Source organism: Legionella moravica DSM 19234 (genome assembly GCF_000423305.1).
Taxonomy (GTDB): Bacteria; Pseudomonadota; Gammaproteobacteria; order Legionellales; family Legionellaceae; genus Legionella; species Legionella moravica.
On the sequence record NZ_AUHS01000026.1, the window covers coordinates 29,247 to 51,383 of the forward strand.

Below are 22,137 nucleotides of genomic sequence, written 5' to 3' on the forward strand. Positions count from 1 at the left end.
GATTTTATTTCTTTATTTTAAATTGCCATTGTTCGATTTCATCAGGGTCAACACCATATTTTTGAATATAGGTATGGTGCTCGAGTAGCTTATTATCGTATTTTTGATTAAGTAGTACACTATCGTGTTGTTCAATTACTTCGTGCTCTGCCATGAGGGTGAATACTTCTTTGACTAGATGCCATCGACTGGTTTTATTTCTAATATGCATATCAAAAGGAGTCGTTGTAGAGCCATTTTCAACGTAACCGTGAATGTAAAATCTACTGGTGTCGCCCATCGTAAATAATAACTGTTGCAGGACAGACGGGTAACCGTGAAAATTAAAAATGACGGGCTTATTTTCTGTGAAATAGTCATTAAAATTGTCTTTCGAAAAAGAGCAATCAGAATTTCCAAAGCCCAAAGCTGAAAGCTCAAGAATATTTACAAAACGAATCTTAATAGATGGCATATCCTCTTTAACCAAAGTAATGGCTGCAAGGGCTTCTTTGGTTAAATAATCCCCTGCTGCTGCAAGGACAATATCTGGGTTAAGGTCGCTTGCGAAATCCCAAATCATCAGACCCTGCTCAAGTTCTTTTCTTGCTAATTCTGGCGTTAGCCAGCGGGGTTCCAGGGTTTTACCTGCAACAATTACGTTAACTGCATTACAGGAAGTAAGGCAACGTTCTAAAACCACCAGCATAGTAGTGGCATCCGGTGGAAAAAATGCACGCGTAAAACACCCATGTTTTTGTAGAAGATTTGATATAAAACCAGGATTTTGATGTGAAAAGCCGTTATGTTCTTGACGCCATCCGGATGAAGTTAAAATATAATTCAAAGAGGGAATGTCTCCTCGCCAGGGAATGTTGCGGGCAATTTGTAAAAACTTCATGTATTGATCCGTCATGCTGGAGACGATTTGAATAAAAGCTTCGTAAGAGGCAAAAATCGCATGACGACCGGTTAACACATACCCTTGCATGAGTCCCTGAAGAGCATGCTCACTTAACATTTCAATGACTCGTCCATCTGAGCTTATATCTTTATCCCATGCTTTTTTCAATTGAACATTGGCGCGCTGGGTTGTTTCAAAAATTTTATCGAGTTTATTAGAGTAGGTTTCATCGGGCGAGAAGAGACGAAAATTACGAAGGGTTGAATTGAGCTGACACAGCTCATTTAAATAAATGCCCGTACATCGCATACTGCTTGAACCTATTGTTCCTGGAGTGGTTGAGTCTTCTGCAATGTGTTCGATGGTAGGAAGCTTAAGCGCTTTGACTTGCGGTTTGCCTCCAAAGGCATGTCTGCTATTACCCATGCATAATTTACTATCAGGAACGAGAGCGCGAATGTGTTCGTTAAATCCATCTTCTTTATTAAAGAGGGTTTCAAAATGATAAGAAAGAAGCCATTTCTCTAGAAGGCGTAGCTCTAGGCGATCTGTTTTGGCTTGTGTGACGACTACCTGATGAGAAAGGCAATTGCCCTCAATTTTTTGGCCATGTAAGGTTTTAATGCCCGTCCAGCCTTTTAAGGTTTTTAAAATCATCATTGGAAGTCGTGGCAGTGTTTTTGTGTTGCCCTTGCGAGCTGATTCTTGGATGGCTCGAATGGTTTGATAACACTGCTCAAGCGCATCCATCATTTTTTGATGAATGGCTCGACCTTCAACAATAAAAGGCTGATAGCCGTATCCATAAAAGAGTGATTTTAATTCTTTATTGCTCATTCGGCCAAAAAGAGTTGGGCCAGAGATTTTGTATCCGTTTAAGTGAAGGATAGGAAGAACTGCGCCATTAGTCGCCGGATCTATGAATTTATTCAGATGCCAGGCTGTGGCTGTCGGTCCTGTTTCAGCTTCGCCATCGCCAATAACACAAGCTACAATCAGGTCGGGATTATCCAGTACCGCTCCGAAGGCCGTAGAAAGAGAATAACCTAATTCACCACCTTCTAAAATTACACCTGGCGTTCCAGGATTGCTGTGACTTGGAAAGCCATACGGCCAGCTGAAGTTTTTAATGAGATAGCTTATTCCTTGTTCGGTATGGGACGCTTTAGGATAATATTTATTGAGGGTTCCCTCAATAAATAGGTTGGCTTGCAAGGCGGCATAACCATGTCCTGGACCCAGTATAAAAAGCATGGGCGATTGATGTTTTTTAATCAGGTAGTTGAGATGGGCATAAATAAAATTTATTCCAGGACAAGTGCCCCAATGACCCAATAAGCGTGGTTTGATGTCAGCAAAGGTAAGTGGTTGTTCCAGTAAGCAATTGTTCATTAAATAAATTTGCGCGGCAGAGAGGTAATTGGCTGCTCGCATAAACTGTTTTATGGATTCAATGGCGTGCTCCATCTTATCTCCTTAAGTCTTAAATAAATCATCCATTGCTTGAACCATCAAATCCGTTACATCAATTACGTTCGAGTCATGCGTAATGGTATTGCAGGTGATGATTTGCTTGACTCCTGCTTGTTGTAAGTCCTCATAGGCGCTTCCTGCAAAGAGGGCATGTACTCCAATACAAATAGCAGGTTTCATATGGAGTGATTTTAAATGGGTAGCTGTTTTAATCATAGTAGCTGCTGTTGAAATAATATCATCGACTAAGATGGGTGTATGGTTTTGATATAAGTCAATTTGCGGAATGGTTATTTCAACGAGATTATCGCCTTTTCTTTGTTTTTCCAGAATTAAAAAGGGTGCATTAATCCTTTGAGCAATGTCTGAAACCCATTGGGAGCTTTCAGCATCGGGCCCAATAAGCAATGCGTCAGGTACATTAACTTTAATCCAAGTGGCAATGGGCTTAGTTGCATGCAGTGCAATTGCCGGAATGGAATAAATGTCATTTAAAGCGTGCCAACGATGGAGATGTGGGTCAATGGTCATCAACCCATCAAAATAGGTTGAAATCAGTTTGGCAAAATAGTGAGAAGTAATACTGTCTCCAGGTTGAAACCGTTTATCCTGGCGCATGTAAACAAGATAGGGTGCGATGAGACCTATTTTTTTTGCTCCTAATTCTCTGGCCGTTTCAGCAGCAAAGAGAAGAGGCAATATTTTGCCATTAGGATGGGTTAAATCAGCAATCATGATGACGTCTTTGTCGTTCACTAACGATTTGATGTTGACAACGGTTTCATCGTCGGGAAACTGATGCAGTGTGATACTGCCCATGTCATAACCCAATTGCTGATGCATTTCCTTGGCAAAATAGTCGCTGCCAAACAGAGAAAAGAGTATCGGACTTGGCTTCATGTGGATTCCTCAATAAGGATAACAGGATGCCCTTGTCGATGAAACGCCAAGGCATAATCAAGCTCACCTTTAGTTTCTGCATGAACAATGAGTAAGGGTTGGCCCTTTTCTACATCCGTGTTTAAAGGCGCTAAGAGTTCAACCCCCGCTGCTTTTGATTTGGGTGCCCCTGCTAGTTTTGCCAGGCGGGCGATTAAGCGATTATCAATACTTGTGACCTTGCCCGCTCGTGTAGATTCAAGGGTTTTGGTGTACGGTGCAGAAGGAATATCAAAAAATCCACCTTGTGCTTGGCAGATTGCCTCAAATTTGGTTAATGCTTTCCCGCTATTCAACAGAGATTGTGCCAGTTGTTTACCAGAACCTGGTGCTACATTAGGAGAAAATTCGAGTAGGTGTCCTGCCAGGGTTAAGGCACGATCCCGCAAATCTTGAGGTGCTGAGGGGTGACAAGAAAGCACAGAAAATATATCTCTTGCCTCAAGAGCAGGTCCGATACCACGACCAACGGGTTGCGCTCCATCCGTAAAAACACTATTGAGTTGGATGGAAAATTCTTTGGCAATACGCTCTAAGGTATTTTTTAAAGCCGTTGCTTGTTCCATCGTCCTTACTTTCGCTGTAGGACCAATGGGAATGTCAATGACAATGTGGGTTGAACCTGCGGCAATTTTTTTAGAGAGAATGGATGCCACCATTTGTCCTTCGCTGTCTAAATCGATGGAACGTTCAATGCGAATGAGTAAATCATCCGCAGGACTTAAGGCAACTGCACCACCCCAAGTGATGCATCCATGTTCTTGCTCCACTACTTTTTGCATGGTTTTGATGTCTAGATTGACTGGTGCAAATACTTCCATGGTGTCGGCTGTTCCTGCGGGTGAGGTAATGGCTCTGGATGAAGTTTTGGGCATTATGAGACCAAAGGCTGCAACAATAGGAACCACAATCAAGGTAGTGCGATTGCCGGGTAAGCCACCAACACAGTGCTTATCCACAATAAAGGGAGAGGGCCAGTGCAACCGTTTCCCTGTGTGCACCATGGCCTTCGTCAAATCAAGGATTTCATTGGTGCTAAATCGATTCCCCGCACTTCCTGCAAGAAACATGGCAATCTGAACGTCAGAGAGTTGTCCTGTCACGACATCAGCCACAATGTGGTTAATTTCTTTTGTTTTTAATTCATTCCCATACAATTTTGAGCGAATAGAACCTAATGAGTCAAGTGGCTTTGGGTGTGCGATAGAAATCTCATCACCTACCTTTGCCGAGAGCAAATCCCAAGCATAGCGTGAGAGGCTTGCCTCGCCTGGTTTGAGCAAATTGGATGTCGCTTCAGTTGTATTGATGGTGGCGATAATGGTTCGGTTATTGAGAGTGACTTCTACGCGAGCCTCGGCCACAAACCCTTCCGATCGACAGATGTGACAGTCTTCACGCATGTAAATAATCGCCATTTTTGACGAGTTAATCCCAATATAGGTGAGCGTCAAGGCAGTATGAGTGGTCACGTGAGCGTCTCGGTTTGTTGGTAGTGAGGGACCATGCAGGTCCAGCCAAATTGCTGTTCTATTTTTGCCTTTAATGAAGCTGCAGCTTTTGGTTCGCCATGGGTAATAAATACTTTTTTAGGCGGTTTACGAAAATGGCTTAACCAGTTCAGCAGCTCTTCATAATCTGCATGGGCAGAGAGGTTACTTAAAGATTCAACTTGTGCTTTAACAGGAACCATCTGCCCGTGTATTTTAATTTCTGTCTCTCCTTGAATCATACGGGCACCACGCGTTCCACCTGCTTGATAGCCGGCAAAAAGGATGGTGTGTTCATGGTGAGGGGCATAGGCTTTTAAATGAAATAAAATACGGCCTCCTGTTGCCATGCCGCTGGCAGAAATGATGATTTTAGGAAAATGATTGCTATCGAGTTGTTTGGATTCCTCAGGAGTCCTGATGTAGGTTGCAGTGTCACACAGGGTTTTGCATTCCTGTTCCGACAAGCGGTGGTCTTCTTTATGATGACACAGAATATGGGTTGCATTGATGGCCATAGGGCTATCGAGAAAAACAGGAATATCCGGGATGGATTTTTGTTGTTTTAATAAAGCGATGTAATGGAGTACGCTTTGTGCACGTGCTACGGCAAAGGCTGGAATAATGATGGAGCCACCTCGTTGCACGGTTTTATTAATGATGTTTTTTAAGAGCTCTGTAGGAGGGGTCTTGTCGTGGAGGCGATTTCCATAGGTTGACTCAATCACCAAATAATCAATCTCTTCAATGAGGCTTGGTGCTTGCATAACAAAATCATGGGGTCTTCCCATGTCGCCAGTAAATAAAAGGGACGTATTATGGTCCTTCATGCGAACAAAAGATGAGCCAATAATATGACCCGCACGGATAAATTGAACCTTCATGTCATTAAAAGGCTCAAAAACGGCATCATAATCTTTGGGGTGAACTTGTTTTAACGCTAATTGTGCATCGTCGATTGTATAAAGGGGTTGGGCAGGATGGTGTTTGGTATAGCCGTACTTGTTGGCATTTTTGGCCTCCTCCTCTTGCAGATGGCCACTGTCTGGTAAAAGAATAGCACATAAATCCTTGGTGCCTGGTGTGCAGTAAATAGGGCCACTGAAGCCATTTTTTACTAATAAGGGTAAATAGCCGGTGTGATCAATGTGTGCATGGGTAAGGAGAACTGCATCAATGGATGTGGGGTTAATCGGCAGTGGCGCCCAATTGCGAAGGCGAAGCTCTTTATATCCTTGGAATAATCCACAATCCACTAAGATTTTTTTCTGGTCTGCTTCAACCAGGTACTTAGAGCCTGTTACAGTTTCAGTTGCGCCTAAGAACGTTAATTTCATCATGATGTATCTCTGTTTTTCTATTCAGTATAGTGCAAGTTATGAGTTCATGCTGGATAAACTATTATCGAAACAAGGGGTTATTCATTATACCCATAAGGGTATGGCTTGACAGAGCATGGGTGAGGCGATACATAATGGGACTATTTAGAATTCTTAATAGTGCATCCATTCGCTCAATCGTTCATGCGATTAATGCTTGGATACTCCCTTGAATGTTATGGTGGAAATTATTAAAGGATATTAAGCTATGTCAGACCACTCGTCACATACAAAAGAGCTTTCTCGCATCAATCGTGCTGTTGGCCAGCTTCAAGGTATTAAGCGCATGATTGAACAAGAACAGTATTGTGTTGATATTCTGTCTCAGTTGCGTGCTGTTCGCAACGCCATAAAATCCATAGAGCTTAGTGTGCTTGAAACCCATATTATTGGGTGCATTGCCGATGCTTCTTGCTGTCAGGATGAATCACTCAGGGTGGAACGCATCCATGAGATTATGGAACTACTTAAAAAATACGAATAGGTGAACTATGCCACACGAACAGGATAATGCAAAACCCACTGAAGGCGCAAAGAAGCATACGTGTTGTCATTCCAAGCAAGACACGCATCAAGGAAAGCCTGCTGCTTCCAAAGAAGGTGAAGCGATGATGTACACATGCCCCATGCACCCAGAAATTCGCCAATCTCATCCAGGTAATTGCCCGATTTGTGGCATGACCCTAGAGCCAGTTACTGCGACAATCATGGAGGAAGTAAGTCCTGAATATCGGGATATGCGCCGTCGCTTTTGGGTTTCTCTCATTCTGACCTTGCCAGTTCTGGTTCTTGAAATGAGCGGGCATGGTAAAACGCACCTCATTTCTGCAACTCAGTCCGTCTGGATACAGATGATATTGGCAACACCTGTTGTGCTGTGGGGTGGTTGGCCTTTCTTTGTCCGTGCTGTCCTTTCACTAAACACACGTCTGAACATGTTTACCTTGATTGCCATGGGTATCGGTGTGGCTTGGGCTTACAGCTTAGTGGCTGCCTTATTCCCACAATTATTCCCGGCGGCTTTTCGGAAAGAGGGCGTGGTAGCCATTTATTTTGAAGCAGCAGCGGTGATTACCACTTTGGTTTTGTTAGGCCAAGTGCTGGAACTCAAAGCGCGTGAACAGACGGGAAGCGCGATTCGTGCCTTACTGAAATTAGCCCCTGAGAGTGCGCGTCGCTTGAAAGAAGACGGTAGTGAGGAAGAAATATCACTTGAGGCAGTCCATGAGGGGGATTTGCTGCGCGTACGGCCTGGTGAGAAAATACCTGTTGATGGCGAAGTACACGAAGGTCATAGTCATGTAGATGAATCGATGGTTACTGGTGAACCTATGCCTGTAGCCAAGGAAGTGGGTAGCAAAGTCATTGGTGCGACTATAAATCAGACCGGTAGTTTTGTCATGAAAGCCTTGCATATTGGCAGTGACACGATGCTGGCACGCATTGTACAGATGGTGAGTGAGGCACAACGAAGTCGTGCCCCAATCCAGCGTTTGGCAGATACCGTGTCTTCCTGGTTTGTGCCTATTGTTATTTTGATCGCTGTGGCGTCCTTTAGTATATGGGTACTCTATGGTCCGCAACCCGCATTCAGCTACGGTCTCATTGCGGCAGTTTCGGTGCTCATTATTGCTTGTCCTTGTGCCTTGGGCCTTGCCACACCGATGTCGATTATGGTCGGAGTTGGACTTGGTGCGAGAAATGGAGTACTGATAAAAAATGCAGAAGCGCTGGAGCACATGGAGAAAGTGAATACTTTAGTGGTTGATAAAACGGGTACATTAACTGAAGGACATCCAAAGCTGACACAAATTATCACAGCCGATGAGTTTGAAGAAGATGATGTGTTGGCTTGGGCTGCGGCACTAGAAAACAACAGTGAGCATCCGCTGGCCAATGCCATTGTGGCGGTAGCAAAAGAGAAAAAGCTGACCTTATCTCATGTTTCAGAGTTTAATGCGCCGACGGGCAAAGGGGTGATCGGAATAATCGAGGGGCGTTCCATTGGCATCGGTAATGCCAAGTTGATGCAAGAGCTTGGTGTTCACAGTAATCTGTTAGTGGCAAAAGCCGATAAACTACGGGCCGAAGGGGCTACTGTGATGTTCATGGCAGTGGACGGTAAAGCGGCTGCAATTTTGGCTGTCGAAGATCCGATTAAAGCCACAACACCCGATGCCATTCGCGAACTTCAGGAGGATGGAATTGAAATTTTTATGCTAACTGGGGACAGTAAAAAAACAGGTGAAGCGGTTGCCGCTAAATTGGGCATAAAACAAGTGATGGCTGAAGTCATGCCTGAAGATAAAAGTCGTATTGTGGGTGAATTGAAGGCTGAAGGTCGTATTGTTGCTATGGCAGGAGACGGGGTCAATGATGCGCCAGCACTTGCCAAAGCTGACATTGGTATTGCCATGGGAACAGGTACGGATGTGGCCATTGAAAGTGCTGGGATTACCTTATTGCGTGGTGATTTAAATGGCATTTTAAAGGCTCGGCGTTTATCGGAGGCGACCATGCGCAATATCCGCCAAAATCTGTTTTTTGCGTTTATTTATAATGCACTGGGTGTGCCCATTGCAGCAGGGGTCTTGTATCCGATGACCGGGATGCTTTTAAGCCCAATTATCGCTGCTGCTGCCATGTCATTGAGTTCGGTATCCGTCATTGGGAACGCGCTTCGCCTACGGTGGTTACACGTATGAAGAACTCTTGGGTTTATCCATTAACAATGGCCTGTTACGTACTCATAAAAAGAATTTTTTTTGGGCAGCCATCAAGGCTTAATAGAACTCATTCACTGACCTTAATCTTCCTTTTGGGGTTATGGCCAGTCGTTGTATGTTCCCAAGCCGCTTTAAGTCTTAATGAACTGACACAACGTGCCATAGAGCAGAACAAAGACTTAAGAGCAGCTCGTTACACGGTTGCTATTGCAACCGCTCGTTTAGTACAAGCAGGGCTTTGGCCTAATCCAAGTCTCAATCTTTCAAACAATGACGATCGCTTATTTAATGATGAAGGAGAATATTCACGAAGTGCTGGTTTTAGCCAAGCATTCCCTATTTCTGGACGTATTGCAAAACAAAAGACAGTTGCTCGCTTAGATGTGTTGAAAGCCATTGCAGAAATCAGGGAAGCAGAACGTCAACTCAGTAGCAAAGTAGCGAACGCGTTTTATGCGGCAGTGATTACTGAGCGTCGCTTGCACCAATTGAATTATTTATTACAAATTAACCACGAACTGGTCGATGTCATCCATAATCGTTATCATGCGGCGGAAATTTCAAAACTCGATGACAATTCAGCGCGTATTGAGTATCTGCGTATTGTGCAAGAAAAGCACCTGTTGCATAGTCTTCGCATCAGCCAATACGCGACGCTTAATCAATTGATGGGGCGGGCCGCCAATTCTCCCTTATCTCTTAAGTCGGATATCATCACAGGGAACAAGCTTCCTGAATTAGCATGCTTAAAAGCGCTAGCACTTAAAAATCGTCCCGATCGCCAAGCCATCGTGTTGTCGATTCATCGCGCCAATGCCGATCGCCGTTTGGCAAGAGCGGAGCGCTTCGCTGATTGGACATTAGGGCTTGGGGTTCAACAAGATAAAATTGTGGTGGAAGAGGGGCCGCGTCAACCAGCCGATCGCACCTTGGGTATTACACTTTCCGTTCCTCTGCCTCTTTTAAATCGTAATCAGGGGCGAATCTTAGAGGCAAGTCACACTGGAACACAGGCAATAATGGCATTGCGTGCCTTGAATTTAAGTATTGCTACGGAAGTGGCCAGTAACTATGACCAATTAAACGCTTTGCGAATGAGCCTTAAGGCAACGCAACAGGTTTCACTGAAGTTAGGGGTTGATAATGTAAAACTAGCGCGTGAGTCTTATGAAAACGGACAAATTTCGCTTTTGAATGTGTTACAAGTGCAAAAACAACAAAATGATTTGCAAATGACTTATCTCAATACTTTAGAAAAGTATTTGCAAGTGTATGTGGCTTTATGTACGGCGATTGGTCCTGGTAAAACGCAAGGACTTTGCCCTTATCTAGGGTATCAACGGAATGGGGATGGCAAATGAGAGTGCGACAGCAAATTAGAAGGGTAGCATTAATTAGTTTTTTTCTTAGTCTAGTCATTCCTATTCAAGTGAGTTTTGCTCATGGGGAAGAAATTGAAGTGAGTGAGGGAGGAGCCAAAGGCCCAGTTCATTTAACACCGGCACAAACTAAAATGCTTGGCATCAAGGTGGTGGAAGCAACCAATCGTCCTATGGCACAAATTCTGGGTTTGAATGGTCAAATTCAATTGCTCCCTAATGCACAAGCCGATGTCAGTATCCGGATTAGTGGGAGTGTGACAGCCATTGATGTGAATTTAGGGGACAGGGTCAAGGCAGGACAACGCCTCGCTACGGTGCAATCAAGATTAGTGGGCAATCCTCCACCAAGTGTTGCGGTCACAGCACCTATTGCGGGCATCATTGATGCCAGGAACATCAACTTGGGTCAAGCCGTTGAGCCAAACACAGTCCTTTTTCACATCAGCAATCGCGATAAACTGTTAGTTATTGCTCAGGTTTATGAAGAAGATTTAGGTAAGGTGAACGTGGGGCAAGAGGTTACTATTCATGCTTTAAGCTACCCTAAGCGAACTTTTCCAGGCCAAGTCACTTTAATAGAACCTAATCTTGACCCGTTAACTCGCACTGTAAATGTGCGAATTACTCTGGATAATGAAGACGGTCTTCTTAAACCGGGCATGTTTGTGCGTGCCAATGTCATTTTAAGTCATAATGAAGCAGCGCTAACGGTACCCAATGCAGCCTTGTTGCAGGCGGATAATCAGCAATTTGTTTTTGTGCAAAATGGGGATGCTTATGATCGCGTCGTTGTTAAAATAGGAGCGGTAGACGATGAGTACTCAGAAATTACAGACGGTCTAGTCCCAGGTGATCTCGTTGTGACTCAAGGACATCGAGAGCTTTATACGTTGTGGCTGAGTGGTGGCAGTAAGCCACAAAAAGGCAACGAGGAGCATCATTAAATGTTTACGCACTTAATTGCCTGGTCTTTGCATAATCGCCTCTTGATTTTAGCCTTAACCCTTATTCTTTGCTTGCTGGGTGGGTATACTTTAAAACAAATGCCCGTGGATGTGTTTCCTGAATTTGCCCCGCCTCAAGTGGTCGTGCAAACTCAAGCGCCCGGCATGGCAACCCAAGATGTGGAAACCTTAATTACCTATCCTTTGGAAAGTGCGATTAACGGCACGCCAGGGGTGGTTAGTGTGCGTTCTAAAACGTCTGTGGGTCTTTCCACCATCACGGTCGTGTTTGATGACCAAACCGACATTTACCGTAATCGTCAATTAGTCAATGAACGCATTCAGCAAGTAACCAACCGGTTGCCACCTGGTGTTGATTCACCCATCATGTTACCGGTCACGTCTGCTGTGGGATGGCTGGTTAAATACGCGTTAGTGAGCGATACTGCAAGCCCTGAAACCTTGCGTACCATCTCGGACTGGACCATTCGTCCACGGATTCTGGCTCTAGGTGGCGTGGCCTCTGTGGTATCCCTTGGTGGTGAGGTCAAGCAATACCAAGTACGCCTTATTCCCGAGCGCATGTTGGCGTACCGAATCACGGTCGAAGAAGTGCGGCAAGCGCTAACTTCCGCCAATCAAAATGTACCAGGTGCTTTTGTTCATCAGGCAGGAACTGAGTTTGTGGTGAGCACCCTTGGGCGCATCAAAACGCTTGAGGATATTAAAAAAACATTAATTGTTGTTCGTAATGGCGTGCCCATTACCATTAATAATATTGCGCACGTTGCTTTTGGCGGTGAAATTAAACGTGGTGATGGGAGCTATAATGCACAAAATGCAGTGATTGGTACCGTCTCTAAAGCGTATGGAGCTGATACGGTCACGACCACGGCTAAAGTAGAAAAGGCACTTGCTGATATTAAAAGGGCACTGCCTGCTGATGTGACCTTAATTAACGATGTATTTCGCCAGGCCAATTTTATTGAATCTGCGATTCACAATTTAACACGGGCCTTGCTTGAAGGAGCGGTGATTGTCATTGCGATTCTTTTTGTCTTTTTGATGAATTGGCGGGCTTCTTTTATTACTTTTTTATCCATGCCGGTTTCGTTTGTTATCGGTATTTTAGTCCTTCATTATTTTGGTATTGGTATTAATTCCATGACCTTAGGCGGTATGGCGATTGCCATTGGAGAGGTGGTCGATGATGGCATCATTACGGTTGAAAACGTCGTGCATCGCTTACGGATTAATCGTCAGGAAGCCCATCCTTTGCCCACTATTGAAGTGGTTTTTGATGCAGTACTTGAAATTCGAAGCTCAGTAGTTTATGCCACGATCATCATCAGTCTCGTATTTTTACCCATCTTCTTTTTGTCAGGCATTGCGGAGCGCATTTTTAGCCCTTTAGCTATTGCTTATATTGCCTCAGTATTAGGTTCTCTGGTGGTCTCCATCACCATGGTCCCTGCTTTGTGTTACTTGTTACTGGTTCGTCACCAAGAAAAACAGCACGATGCTGAAGTGAGCTTACACGTTTTATCGCAAAAGGAACGGCATTATGCAGTAGAGAAGGAAAGTAACCATGAGACCGAGCCCGAAACTCGTTTTGTCTTGTGGCTTAAACATTATTTTTTAACCGCACTCCAATGGTCTGTAGCACACTGTAAAACGGTGCTTATTATGGCCCTATCTGCTTTTGTCTTTGCCCTGGCCTTACTTCCTTTTTTTGGGACTTCTTTTTTACCGGAGTTTCATGAGGGCAACTTTATTGTCGTGATGAGTACATTGCCGGGAACCTCGCTGGATGAATCCATGCGTTTAGGCCAACAGGTACAAAAAGCGTTACTTCGCTACCCGCAAGTGATTTCTATTGCGCAGAGGGCAGGGCGCAGTGAGCTGGATGAAGATGCTTTACCACCTAACATCAGTGAGTTCGATGTGCGTCTTAATTTTGATAAAGACCAATCCATGCCGCCTGATGAATTGCTGCGTCGCATTCGTGCCGATTTAGCGAATATTCCAGGAGCAGTATTTAATGTGGGGCAATTCATTGCCCATCGCATGGATGAAGTACTTTCTGGTGTGCGAGCTCAGGTGGCCGTTAAGATTTTTGGTGATAATTTGGCCACACTCAATGAGCTAGGGCAGTCGATGGAGGAACTGTTAAAAACAGTACCAGGAGTGGTGGATGTGAATAAGGAACAACAGATTAAAGTACCGCAGCTGGTCATTGAACTTGATCGCGAAAAAGCAGCACGCTATGGGGTTAATGTTGGGCAGATTTCTGAAGACGTGCAGGTGCTATTGAATGGAATTAGTGTATCCAGCGTTTTAGAAGGGCAACGAACGTTTGATTTGTATCTTCGTATGGATAAGCCAGGACGTGCTAACGTCAAAGCCATTCAAAACATGTTAATTGATGCTCATGGTGTGGGTGAACACAACACAACGCAAATACCCCTGCGAGCCGTGGCTGAGATGGCATTGGAACCGCAGCCTTTTGCGATTAATCGAGAGAATGTGCAGCGTTTGCTAGTGATTTCCTTTAATGTGCAGGGTCGTGATTTAGGCAGCGTGATTACTGAGGTGCAACAAGAAGTGCAACAAAAAATCAAACTCCCCACCGGTTATTTTATTCAATACGGTGGCCAGTTTGAAAGCCAGCAACAAGCCTCCAGAGTTATTTTGTTCTTTGGTGGTTTGGTGATTTTTATCATGTTGATTTTGCTGCATAAAGCCTTTGGCACCTTTAGAGAGGCTTTATTGGTGATGTTTAATTTACCTTTAGCACTCATTGGCGGGGTCATTTCACTGTTTATAGCCAGTGGAGAGATGAGTGTGGCGGCTATGATTGGCTTTATTACCTTGTTTGGTATTGCTGCGAGAAACGGAATCATTTTGGTGAGCCACTACAATCAATTACGATTGCAGGGCAAAACTCGAGAACAAGTGGTCATTGATGGTACTATGGACAGATTAGTACCCGTATTAATGACTGCCGCAACGGCCGCACTGGGGTTATTCCCTCTATTATGGGGCTCACCGGCGGGTAAGGAGTTGGAGCGTCCTTTGGCGCAAGTGCTTTTAGGTGGATTATTGACATCGACGGTCTTAAATATGTTTGTGGTACCTACCGTATATAACGCCATTGAAGTGTGGCGTGAAAAGCGGATGCAATTCAATGAAACAACTCAAGGAGAAAAAACATGATGCACAGTACTTTGAAAAAAAAACAGTTCTGGCTGGGGCTTATCACCAGTGTCTTGATGGTTTTGGGATGTTCCCAGGTATTGGCTAACCCGACTAAAGAGCCAACGCAATCTATTCCCAAAACTATTCCAGCCATTTGGCAGGCTGTAGATAAGCATGCTGTGTCTATTGAGAAGGCGATAACCGACAATCAGTTGACCTCCATCCACGAACATGCGTTTGCCATTCGTGATTTAGTCAACGCGTTACCGCCTTTAAGCACTGATTTATCGGATGAGCAGAAAAAAACACTGCAAAATAATTTAAGCTATGTTGACCAATTGGCCACTCGTCTTGACAAAACAGGAGATAGTAAGGATAAAGAGGGTACACAAACCAATTGGCAAAAATTACAAAAAATATTAGCGCAGCTACGCGCGTTGTATACCCCAACCTCTAATTAATCCAGGAAGCTGTTATGATGTATTCTGTTGTTCGCGGTTTATTGTTTACCGTTTTAGTTTTAAATAACCTAATTGCAGGCGCGAATGCGCCTGTGTCGCAACCGGCGAAACCCACCGTTCTCCTTATCAAAAAATACACGACTACAATCAATGGCAAATCAAGCGAACTGTTTAAAATAGAACAGCCCGATGGAACCTGGGGGTTTCATGGGGTCAAGGGACAGATGTTTGACGCTATTGTAAAAAATCAGACGGATAAACCTACAGCAGTTCACTGGCATGGCTTGGTTGTCCCTAATGATCAAGATGGTGTGCCTTATATCACTCAGGCTCCTATTCCTCCAGGAGGCGAATACCACTACTATTTCCCCCTAAAACAATCGGGCACTTATTGGATGCATTCGCATCATGACTTGCAAGTCCAACAGTTCTTGTCGGCTCCACTCATTATATCCGATCCTGATGAAGTCAAAAGCACTAAGGAGGTGATTTTATTGCTTGGTGATTTTAGTTTTAAAAAACCGGAACTGATTTTTGCTGAATTAAAACACGGCCAAATGGCTCACATGCACCATGGCGGAGGAATGGCTTCCGTGGATGGCAAGCATGCAACTCCTGATTTAAATGATGTGGCCTATGATGCCTTTCTTACTAATTATCGCACCCTTAAAAATCCTGAAATCGTCTCTGTTCGTCCTGGCGATACCGTACGCTTGCGCTTTATAGCAGGCTCTGCAATGACCAATTTCTTTATCAACATCGGACAATTACAGGGTGAGGCCATTGCCATTGATGGCCAGTCGATCAACCCTTTGAAATCCAATCAATTTCAATTGTCAGTAGGGCAACGCCTTGATGTACTGGTTAAAATCCCTGCGGGTGAACAGGCATACCCTATCCTTGCACAAGGTGAGGGCACGTCCATGCAAACTGGCCTTATTCTCGCTACACCAAAAGCAACTGTTCCTTCGATTAAAGAGCAGGCCGATTCAACAGCAGGTGCACTTAATTACAGTCAAGAACTCAAGCTCAAGGCAGTAAATCCCTTAAAGACACAAAGCCCCGGACACACGTTATTGGTTAATCTAGAGGGTGATATGATGAGTTATGTGTGGACCATTAATAAACAGGTTTGGCCACACATAAAACCCCTACAGGTTACTTCCAATAAACGGGTGGAAATGGTGTTTCACAATCAAACGTCAATGGCGCATCCCATGCATTTACACGGCCACGTGTTTGAAGTGACTGAAATTGATGGTAAAGCCATTAAAGACGGAGCCTTACATGATACCGTATTGGTTTTGCCTAATTCGACGGTGAAGGTGCAATTTGATACCAATAATCCAGGTAATTGGATGATGCATTGTCATATGCTGTATCATCAAGAGGGTGGGATGATGACCCTGGTTCATTATAAAGGAGTTGCTATGCCGCCTTTAACTATGACGCATGAGATGCATTCCTGATTTATGATCAGCGGATGAGGGCATTGAGTCATTTTAAATTAAAAGAGAACAAAGAATAATAAGGAGCATTAAATGAGCAAAAAGACGAGTCATTATCTATTAATTACGCTCTTAGTCGGGCTTTCAAGTTGCAGTAAAAATGTAGAACTCACTTCAGAAGGTGCTCAAATCAAGGTAGTCAAAGCAGGTCAGATGAGTCGGAGTTGTCAGTATTTAGACACGATTTCTGCTTACGATGTGAATGGAGTCTCACAGTCGTATCAATCCCATGAGCATTTGTATCAAGATGAACTCAACATTTTAAAAAATAAAGCGGCTCTTTTAGAAGCAAATACCCTCATGATTACCCAGCATCAGTCAACATTTACAGGTAATCCAAAAAATCACCTGGTTGATCAACATGGTTTAGTAGGCAAGGCTTATCGCTGTAAATAGTGTCATTTTATGTGACTGAGCTCTCTTTGGAGGGCTTATTACTCACAAATAAGAAAATGTATTGATAAAAAAGTCGAGCTATCGAACCAGTGATTACTCATTGTGTTCCTTTTCACTTGATAAAACCTGACTGTACATACATACTGAGCCATTGATTTTTCTTTGTTTGGCAGCATAGCAGGCGCGGTCAGCTTCTTTGATAACGGCATTAAATGAAGTGGATTGATTGTTCATTTGAGTGATGCCAATGGAGCAGCCCAGTTTAAGTGGGGGTAAAGTTTCTTCATTGATGGACTGTTGTGTTGTACGAACAATGTCTTCAGCAATTTTTTGAGCGTCCTCGCTGGATATTTGTTCCATCACAATGACAAACTCATCGCCGCCATAACGCGCTACAATATCGTCTTTTCGTAATCGCTGTCGTAACAGCTGCCCAAAATATTGCAGGGTGGTATCTCCTACGTCATGACCATAATGGTCGTTCACTGCCTTAAAACCATCCATATCAATAAACATAACAATAAGTTGTCCGCCATCAAGTTTGATTTGTTGAAAACGGTTTTTGAGAATTTCAAAAAGAGATTCCCGATTATTACATCCAGTGAGTGAGTCGTGGTTGGCATGATAGTGCAGTTTTTCGTAGCTCATTTTTAAAGTGTCCATTAGCTCAATTTTTCGAATAGTTTTTGTCGTGAGATGACAGGATAAGTAGACATAGAGCCCGCCCACTAAAAAAATGGTGGCATAAAAATAATTAAGACAATGGGGATCAACCAATACCCCATAAATAATGGTAGCTAAATAACTAGCAATAAAAAATGCAATAAAAGCAAGGTAAGCATGCCATTGAGGGCGGTAATAACTGGTTTGTTGCAATACAGCTTTGATTAAATAAGCCCCACGTGAAAGAAAGACAATGCCAAAAAGGATCATAACAATAGAAATTACCATGATTTTTAACCGGACCGGCTGCTTACCTTAAATTATATCAGAAGAATTGGTTTTTATTTGCGCATGACTCTTTTTATTATTGTTTCATTTTAACCACTTCATTGAGAAGTTGTTATCTCCAATTTATCCTGTGAATAACAGGCATTAAATATATCGAAGATTTTTGTAAAAATATCCTCGGTGGTCCACAATAGAAAGTACTAAATCATTTAATGTAGTGGTGAAGCATGGATAAGCAAGATATCGACTTACCTTATCAAATTGGGCATGATTTTTTTTCGTATCAACTGGATTGTTGGCAACGTTCTATTTTGTTTTTTGATACCTTGCGTGAGCGTGCTAATAACATGATGGAGCATGAACAACAAGGGTTGCCACCATTACTTAATTTTAAATATGAATTAGTCCTGGATGGGAGAACGTTAGAGCCCAAAGCGAATTATGCCTTAGTTAAAATTCTTGAAGTAGGCGATATTTGCTTTAATAAATGCTTTGATCCCACTACCTCTCCTGTGATTGTCGTTGATCCCAGGGCAGGTCATGGACCAGGTATCGGTGGGTTTAAACGGGATTCTGAAGTGGGCATTGCACTACATAGTGGCCATGCCGTGTATTTTGTCATTTTTTATCCCGATCCCATTCCTCACCAAACATTAGCCGATGTCTTGGCAACCATGCGACATTTTGTTGAAAAAGTTCAAGCATGGCATGCAGGCAAATCGCCTATTCTTTATGGTAATTGCCAGGCGGGTTGGATGCTTGCCTTATTGGCTTCTGATTGTGTGGGATCCGTTGGCTTGACTGTCATGAATGGCTCACCGGTTTCTTATTGGTCAAACAGTGAAGAAGAAGCCAATCCCATGCAATTATTGGGTGGACTCTTGGGTGGTGTATGGAGTGCTCGTTTTCTATCTGATTTAAAGGAGGGCACATTTGATGGAGCCTGGTTGGTCTCTAATTTTGAGTTGCTCAATCCAACCACAGCGATTTGGGATAAGTATTATGGTTTATTTGATGAAATCGATGTGAAGAGTGAGCGATTTTTAGAGTTTGAACGATGGTGGAATGGTTTTTACCAATTTAGCGAGGAAGAGATTACAGCAACAGTGAACACTCTTTTTATTGGTAATCAATTGGAACGCGGTGAAATGTTGATTCATCAAGGATGTACTTATGATTTAAAACGCATTCAAAATCCAATCGTTGTCTTTGCTTCCCAAGGCGATCAAATTACCCCACCTAGACAGGCCTTGCATTGGATAAGGACTATTTATCCTACTACTCAGGCTTTGAAAAAGGCAAAACAGCGGATTGTCTATCTTCTTCATCCCTCCATAGGGCATTTAGGGATCTTTGTCTCAGCCAACGTTGTTCGTTTGCACCATCGCGCTATTTTAGAACATACTGCCGCTATTGAGAAATTAAAGCCAGGACTCTATGAAATGGTGATCATTAATCCAACTGGTGATCCTGATTGCAGCAAAGAGCAATACCAGGTGCGTTTTGAAGAGCGCGAGCTCACTGAACTTTGCACAAGTAGTTCCACAGAGCCTTTTGAAAAAGTCCGTCAAACATCAGAAGCCAATGATTCGATTTACCAAAAAACAACGCAACCTTTAGTGCGAAGCCTAAGCAATCCTTTCTTATCCTGGTGGCTTGAGAAAACCCATCCCATGCGCCTAAGTCGCTATGTTTTTTCTGAAAAAGTAAATCCACTCATGAAAGCAATCGAACTATTAGGCCCACCCATTCAAGCCAATCGCCGCATGGCCACAGAGAACAATAGTTTTAAAAAAATAGAGCATGACTTTGCGCAGATGATGAGATATTCATTGGAATTCGTTCGAATAATGCGTAATGATGTCATGACGAATTGGTTTGACGCGCTCTATAAGGACCCCGATTAATATTTAGGGTGTTAATTCATGGAGCGTATGGCATAAAACTCCTCATCAAGGTCCTTCTCATGCTCTAAGTCACTGAGTTCATGACGCTCTTTCTCATCAAGGAGGGGAACAGTTTTGCTTGTTTTTTCTGTGTATTCCGTCGTAACAAAACAATCTTTCGTGTTCATACATTCCTTATTAATGAATGTGCATTAAATCATTCAAGATTATTTTTTCTTGTCCTTGCCAACGACGAGAAACAACCCGCTTTGTTGTTGCTATTTCCATAGCCGACATTTAGCATAACGGATTACTATATCAATTGACAAAAGTAAGGAATAAAAGAGCCATCCATAGCATGCCCATAGCATGCCCATAGCATGGCTGTTTTTTATAGGAAATCAAGGATGAGGGGGATGCTGGTTCCCCAAACTGGAATAAGGAACACATCAACCATGATAGAAATTATCCCCAATTGGCACCCCATTTTTGTTCATTTTACCGTGGCTTTATTCACTGTTTCAGTGATTCTTTATACCGTCATCTTTTGGGCCTCCTACAGCCGATGGAACACGAGCTTGTTTGTTGTCGAATGTGACATAGTGGCTCGTTGGTGTTTATGGCTGGCCGCATTGAGCACAATTACCACTGTGTCAGCTGGGTTTTATGCCTTTTATACGGTGGAACATGGTGCTATGGCGCATGCCGCAAAAGTGATTCACCGCAACTGGGCTCTCGCTACCGCGAGTGCCATTTTACTTATGGCTTTCTGGGCGGTTTGGCGTTATATTAAATCCCAAAAACCGACTGTGACCTTCTTAATGGCGTTGTTCCTTGTCCAAGTGCTGTTGCTCACGACGGCTTGGTATGGAGGGGAATTAGTCTATCGCTATGGGTACGGTGTTCTTTTGCCTGCAAAAGCAGAAAAAGCGGTATCGCCACATTAATACGATTTTTATAGAGGGATGGAAACATGTTACAAAAGGACTTGCGTTGTTCAATAAGGAACTATTTCTTTATTTTTTCCTTTTTATTGTTCAGTTCTTCTGCTTTGTTTGCCCAGCATGAGCAACATAGTGCTTCAACGCAAAAGCAGACTTCTCCCAAGACAACAAAGCTTCAGCCTAAACCTGCGAAAAACAAAACGGAACAACCTATTGCTAAAAAGCAACCTGTTAAAACGGTGACGCCTCTCACCATGACAGGCGGAGCAAAGCATACGGTTAATTTGGTGGTTGCTTATAAAACGGTGAATTTTGCAGGAAAAACCAGGCGTGCCATTGCCGTCAATGGGCAAATTCCGGCACCGACCTTGCATTTTAAAGAGGGGGATGATGTCACCATCAATGTATACAACCATTTGGATGAGGGAACGTCCATTCATTGGCATGGTCTTTTAGTCCCTTGGCAAATGGATGGGGTAGATGAGGTGAGTCAAAAACCAATTCCTCCGGGAGGCGTGTTTCATTATCGCTTTAAGCTTTATCAACGGGGAACCTATTGGTATCACGCCCACGCCAAGGTTCAAGAACAAGAAGGTTTGTATGGTACTTTTATTATTGACCCACCATATCCTCCTAGCTATCACTACACCAAAGATTATGTGGTGGTGTTATCCGATTGGAGCAATACTCCTGCTGAACAAGTGCTTGCGAATTTAAAAAAAGACGGCGATTATTACGGTCCTCGATTTCCCCTCCAACCCTCACTCATGAAATTTCTTCATGATTATCGTAAAGCCCCTCCCGAAGAGCGTAAAAAATTAATCGCCGATTATAAAATGATGCAACAAACGCGCATGAGTATCTATGATTTAAGTGACGTGGCTTATGATGCGTATTTATTAAATGGTCACTCTAAATCTCATCCTTGGAATGCTCCTGTGAAGGTAGGGGATACCGTGCGGCTACGCTTCATTGGCGCGGGAGCAAGCACCATCTATCGTGTCAAAATTCCTGATGCCAAAGTGGACATGGTGCACATCCAGGGAAATGATGTGACACCTTACCCCATTGAGGATTTTTGGATCGCACCGGGTGAAACCTATGATATCTTGGTGAGCATTCAAAAAGACAAGCCTTACATTATTTATGCCGAGTCGATTGATACCCTGGGCAAAGCTTATGGATCCTTAGTGACTTCCCCTAATCAAGTCGTCAATTATCAGCAAGTCATGCCCTTTCCTGAGCCGCTTCCAGTCACGAGAGACATGATGGAAAACATGATGAAGTCAGGCATGAATCAAGGTGTCATGAATACAAAAGCATCAACGATGATGAATAATGTCAGATCCTCCCAGGCAATGAAACAAATGAGGATAACCTCACAAATCCAGAATGGGAATTTACCAAGTTCTTCTCATCAAAAACAACCGATACATTCTAAATTAAACACTGTTACGTCAAAAATGAAGCAGGACATAAACCTGGATCAAGGGACGAAGATGGATCCCAACATGAAGATGGATCAAGGGACGAAGATGGATCCCAACATGAAGATGGATCAAGGGACGAAGATGGAT

The 22,137-nt window shown here is 43.4% G+C and carries 17 protein-coding genes; 11 read left to right on the top strand and 6 right to left on the bottom strand.

Features of this window, described 5'->3' with window-relative positions; genetic code table 11:
* Positions 1-4 precede the first annotated feature (4 nt).
* From G543_RS0107535 to G543_RS0107550, 4 genes are read right to left on the bottom strand one after another with little or no spacing between them, the layout of a single operon-like run.
* Positions 5-2,350, bottom strand: a complete 2,346-nt coding sequence (locus tag G543_RS0107535) for a phosphoketolase family protein (protein WP_028383982.1) — start codon at positions 2,348-2,350, stop codon at positions 5-7.
* A gap of 9 nt (positions 2,351-2,359) precedes the next feature.
* Positions 2,360-3,256 (bottom strand): ribose-phosphate pyrophosphokinase, encoded by an 897-nt coding sequence (locus G543_RS0107540; RefSeq protein ID WP_028383983.1) that lies wholly within the window; start codon positions 3,254-3,256, stop codon positions 2,360-2,362.
* Positions 3,253-4,767 carry a thymidine phosphorylase family protein gene (locus G543_RS0107545; RefSeq protein ID WP_035921727.1) on the bottom strand — a complete coding sequence of 505 codons (1,515 nt, stop codon included), beginning with the start codon at positions 4,765-4,767 and terminating at the stop codon, positions 3,253-3,255. The genes G543_RS0107540 and G543_RS0107545 overlap by 4 nt, the downstream gene beginning before the upstream one ends.
* Complete coding sequence (locus G543_RS0107550) at positions 4,764-6,122, bottom strand: MBL fold metallo-hydrolase RNA specificity domain-containing protein (protein ID WP_028383985.1); 1,359 nt, start codon at positions 6,120-6,122, stop codon at positions 4,764-4,766. The genes G543_RS0107545 and G543_RS0107550 overlap by 4 nt, the downstream gene beginning before the upstream one ends.
* A 250-nt stretch (positions 6,123-6,372) precedes the next feature.
* On the opposite strand from G543_RS0107550, the gene G543_RS0107555 reads away from it, so the two are divergent.
* From G543_RS0107555 to G543_RS0107590, 8 genes are all read left to right on the top strand, one after another.
* Positions 6,373-6,648: a metal-sensitive transcriptional regulator gene (locus tag G543_RS0107555; RefSeq protein ID WP_028383986.1), complete on the top strand. Its 276-nt coding sequence runs from the start codon at positions 6,373-6,375 to the stop codon at positions 6,646-6,648.
* A gap of 7 nt (positions 6,649-6,655) precedes the next feature.
* The gene (gene copA, locus G543_RS0107560; RefSeq protein WP_028383987.1) at positions 6,656-8,869 is read left to right on the top strand and encodes a copper-transporting P-type ATPase; all 2,214 of its coding nucleotides are present in this window, start codon (positions 6,656-6,658) and stop codon (positions 8,867-8,869) included.
* On the top strand, positions 8,866-10,251 hold the full coding sequence (locus tag G543_RS0107565; protein ID WP_238584708.1) for a TolC family protein: 1,386 nt from the start codon (positions 8,866-8,868) through the stop codon (positions 10,249-10,251). The genes copA and G543_RS0107565 overlap by 4 nt, the downstream gene beginning before the upstream one ends.
* Positions 10,248-11,216: an efflux RND transporter periplasmic adaptor subunit gene (locus G543_RS0107570; RefSeq protein ID WP_028383989.1), complete on the top strand. Its 969-nt coding sequence runs from the start codon at positions 10,248-10,250 to the stop codon at positions 11,214-11,216. The genes G543_RS0107565 and G543_RS0107570 overlap by 4 nt, the downstream gene beginning before the upstream one ends.
* Positions 11,217-14,432, top strand: a complete 3,216-nt coding sequence (locus tag G543_RS0107575) for an efflux RND transporter permease subunit (RefSeq protein WP_028383990.1) — start codon at positions 11,217-11,219, stop codon at positions 14,430-14,432. It begins immediately after the preceding gene.
* On the top strand, positions 14,429-14,875 hold the full coding sequence (locus tag G543_RS0107580) for a hypothetical protein (RefSeq protein ID WP_028383991.1): 447 nt from the start codon (positions 14,429-14,431) through the stop codon (positions 14,873-14,875). Before G543_RS0107575 ends, G543_RS0107580 begins: the two co-directional genes overlap by 4 nt.
* A 14-nt stretch (positions 14,876-14,889) precedes the next feature.
* Positions 14,890-16,344: a multicopper oxidase family protein gene (locus G543_RS0107585; RefSeq protein WP_238584709.1), complete on the top strand. Its 1,455-nt coding sequence runs from the start codon at positions 14,890-14,892 to the stop codon at positions 16,342-16,344.
* Between the two features lie 72 nt (positions 16,345-16,416).
* A complete protein-coding gene (locus tag G543_RS0107590) occupies positions 16,417-16,779 on the top strand; it encodes a DUF4156 domain-containing protein (protein WP_028383993.1) in 363 nt (120 codons plus the stop codon).
* Between the two features lie 93 nt (positions 16,780-16,872).
* Here G543_RS0107590 and G543_RS0107595 read toward each other — a convergent pair whose 3' ends face one another.
* The gene (locus G543_RS0107595; RefSeq protein WP_028383994.1) at positions 16,873-17,730 is read right to left on the bottom strand and encodes a GGDEF domain-containing protein; all 858 of its coding nucleotides are present in this window, start codon (positions 17,728-17,730) and stop codon (positions 16,873-16,875) included.
* Positions 17,731-17,957: 227 nt separating this feature from the next.
* Here G543_RS0107595 and G543_RS0107600 point away from each other — a divergent pair, with 227 nt between their 5' ends.
* Positions 17,958-19,637, top strand: a complete 1,680-nt coding sequence (locus G543_RS0107600; RefSeq protein WP_028383995.1) for a DUF3141 domain-containing protein — start codon at positions 17,958-17,960, stop codon at positions 19,635-19,637.
* An 11-nt stretch (positions 19,638-19,648) separates the two neighbouring features.
* Here the strand turns inward: G543_RS0107600 and G543_RS19185 are convergent, their stop codons facing one another.
* Positions 19,649-19,804, bottom strand: a complete 156-nt coding sequence (locus tag G543_RS19185) for a hypothetical protein (protein ID WP_095197460.1) — start codon at positions 19,802-19,804, stop codon at positions 19,649-19,651.
* 228 nt (positions 19,805-20,032) lie between these two features.
* Here G543_RS19185 and G543_RS0107610 point away from each other — a divergent pair, with 228 nt between their 5' ends.
* Together G543_RS0107610 and G543_RS17400 are read left to right on the top strand one after the other, a co-directional pair.
* Positions 20,033-20,563, top strand: a complete 531-nt coding sequence (locus G543_RS0107610; RefSeq protein ID WP_028383996.1) for a DUF2231 domain-containing protein — start codon at positions 20,033-20,035, stop codon at positions 20,561-20,563.
* A gap of 26 nt (positions 20,564-20,589) precedes the next feature.
* A partial coding sequence (locus G543_RS17400) for a multicopper oxidase domain-containing protein (RefSeq protein ID WP_155824924.1) occupies positions 20,590-22,137 on the top strand: 1,548 nt, incomplete at its 3' end.

Bases quoted from the DNA above. Each gene is read 5' to 3' on its own strand.
- G543_RS0107575 (WP_028383990.1), top strand. From the start codon at position 11,217: ATGTTTACGCACTTAATTGCCTGGTCTTTGCATAATCGCCTCTTGATT.
- G543_RS0107540 (WP_028383983.1), bottom strand. From the start codon at position 3,256: ATGAAGCCAAGTCCGATACTCTTTTCTCTGTTTGGCAGCGACTATTTT.
- G543_RS0107535 (WP_028383982.1), bottom strand. From the start codon at position 2,350: ATGGAGCACGCCATTGAATCCATAAAACAGTTTATGCGAGCAGCCAAT.
- G543_RS0107565 (WP_238584708.1), top strand. From the start codon at position 8,866: ATGAAGAACTCTTGGGTTTATCCATTAACAATGGCCTGTTACGTACTC.
- G543_RS0107590 (WP_028383993.1), top strand. From the start codon at position 16,417: ATGAGCAAAAAGACGAGTCATTATCTATTAATTACGCTCTTAGTCGGG.
- copA (WP_028383987.1), top strand. From the start codon at position 6,656: ATGCCACACGAACAGGATAATGCAAAACCCACTGAAGGCGCAAAGAAG.
- G543_RS19185 (WP_095197460.1), bottom strand. From the start codon at position 19,804: ATGAACACGAAAGATTGTTTTGTTACGACGGAATACACAGAAAAAACA.
- G543_RS0107555 (WP_028383986.1), top strand. From the start codon at position 6,373: ATGTCAGACCACTCGTCACATACAAAAGAGCTTTCTCGCATCAATCGT.
- G543_RS0107600 (WP_028383995.1), top strand. From the start codon at position 17,958: ATGGATAAGCAAGATATCGACTTACCTTATCAAATTGGGCATGATTTT.
- G543_RS0107580 (WP_028383991.1), top strand. From the start codon at position 14,429: ATGATGCACAGTACTTTGAAAAAAAAACAGTTCTGGCTGGGGCTTATC.
- G543_RS0107595 (WP_028383994.1), bottom strand. From the start codon at position 17,730: ATGGTAATTTCTATTGTTATGATCCTTTTTGGCATTGTCTTTCTTTCA.
- G543_RS0107570 (WP_028383989.1), top strand. From the start codon at position 10,248: ATGAGAGTGCGACAGCAAATTAGAAGGGTAGCATTAATTAGTTTTTTT.
- G543_RS0107550 (WP_028383985.1), bottom strand. From the start codon at position 6,122: ATGAAATTAACGTTCTTAGGCGCAACTGAAACTGTAACAGGCTCTAAG.
- G543_RS0107610 (WP_028383996.1), top strand. From the start codon at position 20,033: ATGCTGGTTCCCCAAACTGGAATAAGGAACACATCAACCATGATAGAA.
- G543_RS0107585 (WP_238584709.1), top strand. From the start codon at position 14,890: ATGATGTATTCTGTTGTTCGCGGTTTATTGTTTACCGTTTTAGTTTTA.